This is a genomic window from Paeniglutamicibacter sp. (assembly GCF_046714615.1).
Classification (GTDB): Bacteria; Actinomycetota; Actinomycetes; order Actinomycetales; family Micrococcaceae; genus Paeniglutamicibacter.
Genome location: NZ_JBKKAP010000108.1, coordinates 1 through 3977 on the forward strand (window position 1 = coordinate 1; position 3977 = coordinate 3977).

Here is a 3977-nt window from a genome sequence, read left to right on the forward strand (position 1 = left end):
AGCCCTATAGGCCAGCCAGTTATGCCGAACTTCGCCCGCCACACCCCAGCAGTGGCAGTCATCCAGCCCCCGCTATCGGAATAACCACGACATCGGCATAACCGGTGTTATTCCGAATTCGGAATAAGGCGGGGCTTTATTGCGGGCGGGGTATGCGCGAATCGAAGGATTGCCTAAATCCTCGAATTTTCAACCTTTTCAACTTTCCGATTTTTCAAGGTCGGGTGTCGCGGTCGGGGATCGGCTGCAATTTCCAGATGTTGTCTGCGCAAAACGTCAGAAGAGCTTGTACTGCGATTTCGCGTCCGCAAGGGGAACCTTCACCGGGCAATCGCGGAAATTGCTGCGTGGGGCCGGCTTCCTGAATCTTGGCGCGTTTCGACGTCAAACACCTCGAACCCCGCATTGTGGAGCAGTGAGGTCATCTGTTCTACCGACCAGTAGTAAGCAGTGGTGATCGCATGATCAAAGGGTTCTGCGGAATCACCCTCAAAGAAACCAATCAGTAAATGCCCTTGTGGTGCAAGGACGCGGGAAAGCTCGGAAAGGATCACGGGCAGTTCCGTTGGCGGCACATGGATCAGGGAGTACCAGGCGAGCACCCCTTTCAAGCTTCCATCAGCTGCGTCGATATGGCGGAGTGAGGAAACTTCGAATGTAACGTCGGGAAAGCGGCGACGCGCCCCGTCTACGAACTCGGCAACCAGGTCAATGCCTGAGACGTCAACGCCCCGCATGTGCAGGAAATCTGTCCAATGCCCCGGCCCACATCCCGCGTCGAGCACGCGACCGCCAATCAGCTCTGCCCAGCGTCCAATGCAATGGTGATCCAGCGCATGCATCTGGTCGATCGCTCCGAGTGCGGAGGTGTACTCAGCAGATCTCCCCGAATAGGCCTGTTGAACGAGAATGTCAGTCATGCCACGACTGTAGTAACGAGCAAACAATATTCAATCCCGACATGCCGGTTTTCAGCAGCCCGGTAGGGGAACCTTCACCGGACGGTGCCGTCGATAAGCTGGGGCGGCCCTATGGCAGTGGTCATTTGCCTTAGCTTCTCAGCCGCGCAAGCGGAACCGGAGGGCCCCGTTGTTGGAGTCGATTAGGCGTGCACCGTCACGGATGCGAAACACGAGCTGGCCGGTCATCGGGTCGACCACTCGCTCGTTCATGCGGATGCGGAAGGCGAGCTGGCCCGTTTGTGCGTTCACTATTCGCGAGCCCCGGACTCGGTAGCGAAGGGCACCAGTCTGCGCATCGACTACGCGCATACCATCGAACTGTTCTTGATTCATAGCAACATTCTCACCCAGACCACGGACACTTGCCCGACGTTGATGCCCGCAAGCCGGCCCCGCAACGGGAACCTTCACCGGGATGGCCGGCTTGAGGTGGGTTCCCGTGGTCGTGAGCCTCTGCCTGTCTTGCCGTGGCTACGGCAAGCGGGAGCGCCAGCGCGTGAGTTCGGCTTGGTAGTCGGTTGTCCTTCCGGCTTCCTCCCAGAGTTCGGCCAGCTCGTTTCCATCTGCCTGGTGCAGCCGGTCCAGCACCTGCGCCGCCTTCGTTGCGAGGTGCGGGGGCAGGGGTTCGGGGGTGCGTGGCCAAGGGGCCAGGGACTCGCCCTCCTCGCTTCCCAGCATTGTCGGTTCATCCCACGAGACCACGAGCGCAGCAGCCGCCATCCCCACGGCACCATCCATGGCATCAAGCTCCGGTGTCGCTTCAAGCGCAGTGTCCAAAGCGTCCTCAAGGGTCGGGACAACCTCCGCCAAAGTGGGGGCGTCGTCAAACTCAAACAGGAAATCAGCGGCGTCGTCGTTGCCGAAGACCGATACGTCCCATGCACCCATGCGCAATGCTCCTTAGTTGATGTCGGCCGCCCGGAAGCGGCCCCATTCGGATTCTGTCACGCCCGCACCGCAAAGCACATCGGTTTCTGCGGGCTGGAAGCCCTTGCCACGGGGAAATTCCCGGGTACTCGGGCGCAGTTCCTAGCGCTTGAGAGGACTGATCGTCGGGAATCGGTCGTGCAGGGCTTCGAGATCGCGTGCATCCCAGGGGACCCCTGCAGGGGTTTGGCCGATCATCCAGTCCGACAATTGGTCTGGGTAGTCTTCGATGATTGAGGGAGAAGACGCCATCTCTCCATACACCTGGTCGGGAATGGAACGGATCGATTCGACCAGTTCCCGGTCGCCAATGGCGGCAAACCGCCCATCGGCCAACGTGGTGGCATCTTTCAGGCACGCCCGGTAGTACTCCTGGCCCTGGGCCACCACCCAGGAACGGATACCTGTGAATTCGTCATCGCTGCACCCGCCCAGCATGAGATGGGCGACGCCGTGCAGGTCCCAGGTGTAGAGGGCAAGGGCCTTTACGGCGAACATTTGGTCAAAGGCAACGATGTCCGGGATGGAGGACTTGAGGAGTTCATCGGAGAGCGAGTCCAGGAATGAATCGATGGACCCCTTGGACGCCGCTTGGGCGCGTTCGATGACCTGCCAAAACCGCGCGTCGGTGATTTCTTCGCGTGGAAGGACATCCTCCTTTTCGTCCGGTCCCTCGTAGTAGCCCTCAAACGGGTTTGCCCAGCTCATTTCCGGGTGCAGGTCATCGGCTAGGGCGCCGGTCAGCCGCACCCGGGTTGCCCAGTCCTGTGGACGGTCGGGCCAAGCGTCGTAGAACCACCGGGACTTTCGGCGGTCCATGCCCCCGACGATGATCCGGTTGGCCTTGATCTCCCAAAATTGTTCGGGATCCAGCATGTGGACGTCTTCCAGGGACACGAGGTCAAGTGTGCCCTGGCGGGATAGATGAGCGATCCCCCTCACCGTTCCGACGTTCTCCAAGGCCAGGTGTCCGATGCCGGTGAATTCCCCCGCCCCGGAAAAGTCCACCTCGGCAGTGGCCGCAATGTGCACGCGTTTGCAGGCGAACCCCGCGGGAAACCATGGGCACGTTGCGGGGAAGCGTGGCTTGTGCAGCTGGAGTATTCCGCTGCCCTTGGCGTCAGCAATAGCGCGGTCCAGCTGGTCCATCGCCCCTTGGGTGGCACCAACCAGGAACACGTTGTTGATCTGAGGCATGCGCAAGACAGGAGCCCAGCACGGATGCCAACGGACATGAAGGACAGTGACCGATCCCCAGTCATACCCTTCGGGAAGGCGTGTGACTTCCGCCCGAGGGATGACCACATAAGTCAGGGGACCGAGTTCCCCCAGGCTGCTGAGGTCAAGTGTTCCCGGTTCGCCGTATTCGAATTCTCCCGGGTGGTAGGGATGCTGGTATTTCCGCAGCTCGTTGGCCTTCATCTCGCCCCTCTGTTCATGCTCGCAAGGCTACCGGGCAATTGGATATGGCGCACCAGTTGTGGGGTGCAACGGACGCAAAGACCTGCATGGATCATTCACGGGGGTCTCCCGCAGGGATGTCTTGAACCGTTCCGCCAGGCGGGCAGGGCTGACCCCGAATCGGGGTATGGAAGAATCGACGCGTCGAAGTTCAGACGTTCGTAGGGGAACCAGACCGGGACAGTTCATGCTGTCCGATGGAGGATCGGCTAATGGGCACCACGGGTGACAATTAGCGCTGCAAAAACACCGCCACTTATCGCTGCGAATCACACACCTGCGTCGCTGGAAGCAATCGGTGAGGCCTGCATATTGATCAGGTTCTTGTTGCCCACGTTTATCCCACGCAGCAAAACAACGTATTTGGCCATCATCGAACGATGGCGGCGACTGCACCGATCTCGACTAATGCTCCCGGAACACCCAGCCCAGCGATTCGAGCCCCCGTCACCAAGGCGGGCTCGTCCGAAGCAAGCTCAGACCCGATGGCGTTGTATGCCGCTGCAACGTCAACCCCATCAAGGAACAGCACCGTCCACTGCACAACGTCTTCGATAGTCGCGCCGGCGGCGGCCAGCGCAGTTTTGACGTTCTCTAGGGCGCGAGTGGCCTGTGCAGCAATGTCGC

Annotated in this window: 6 protein-coding genes; all 6 read right to left on the bottom strand. The window is 60.2% G+C overall.

Annotated elements, in window-relative coordinates:
• Nucleotides 1-320: 320 nt before the first annotated feature.
• The gene (locus ACLQ7E_RS13405; RefSeq protein ID WP_411733074.1) at nucleotides 321-920 is read right to left on the bottom strand and encodes a class I SAM-dependent methyltransferase; all 600 of its coding nucleotides are present in this window, start codon (nucleotides 918-920) and stop codon (nucleotides 321-323) included.
• 138 nt (nucleotides 921-1058) lie between these two features.
• Complete coding sequence (locus tag ACLQ7E_RS13410; protein WP_411733075.1) at nucleotides 1059-1295, bottom strand: hypothetical protein; 237 nt, start codon at nucleotides 1293-1295, stop codon at nucleotides 1059-1061.
• A gap of 138 nt (nucleotides 1296-1433) precedes the next feature.
• Nucleotides 1434-1850, bottom strand: coding sequence for a DUF4259 domain-containing protein (locus tag ACLQ7E_RS13415; protein ID WP_411733076.1), 417 nt, complete (start codon nucleotides 1848-1850; stop codon nucleotides 1434-1436).
• A 141-nt stretch (nucleotides 1851-1991) separates the two neighbouring features.
• The gene (locus ACLQ7E_RS13420; protein ID WP_411733077.1) at nucleotides 1992-3086 is read right to left on the bottom strand and encodes a DUF4240 domain-containing protein; all 1095 of its coding nucleotides are present in this window, start codon (nucleotides 3084-3086) and stop codon (nucleotides 1992-1994) included.
• Between the two features lie 533 nt (nucleotides 3087-3619).
• Entirely contained in the window at nucleotides 3620-3724 is a 105-nt protein-coding gene (locus tag ACLQ7E_RS13425; RefSeq protein WP_411733078.1) for a DUF1697 domain-containing protein, read from the bottom strand.
• The coding region (locus ACLQ7E_RS13430) for a RidA family protein (RefSeq protein ID WP_411733079.1) at nucleotides 3721-3977 on the bottom strand (257 nt) is incomplete at its 5' end. The genes ACLQ7E_RS13425 and ACLQ7E_RS13430, both read right to left, overlap by 4 nt.

Coding starts and splice junctions, on each gene's coding strand:
- ACLQ7E_RS13405 (WP_411733074.1), bottom strand. CDS start 920: ATGACTGACATTCTCGTTCAACAGGCCTATTCGGGGAGATCTGCTGAG.
- ACLQ7E_RS13410 (WP_411733075.1), bottom strand. CDS start 1,295: ATGAATCAAGAACAGTTCGATGGTATGCGCGTAGTCGATGCGCAGACT.
- ACLQ7E_RS13415 (WP_411733076.1), bottom strand. CDS start 1,850: ATGGGTGCATGGGACGTATCGGTCTTCGGCAACGACGACGCCGCTGAT.
- ACLQ7E_RS13420 (WP_411733077.1), bottom strand. CDS start 3,086: ATGCCTCAGATCAACAACGTGTTCCTGGTTGGTGCCACCCAAGGGGCG.
- ACLQ7E_RS13425 (WP_411733078.1), bottom strand. CDS start 3,724: ATGATGGCCAAATACGTTGTTTTGCTGCGTGGGATAAACGTGGGCAAC.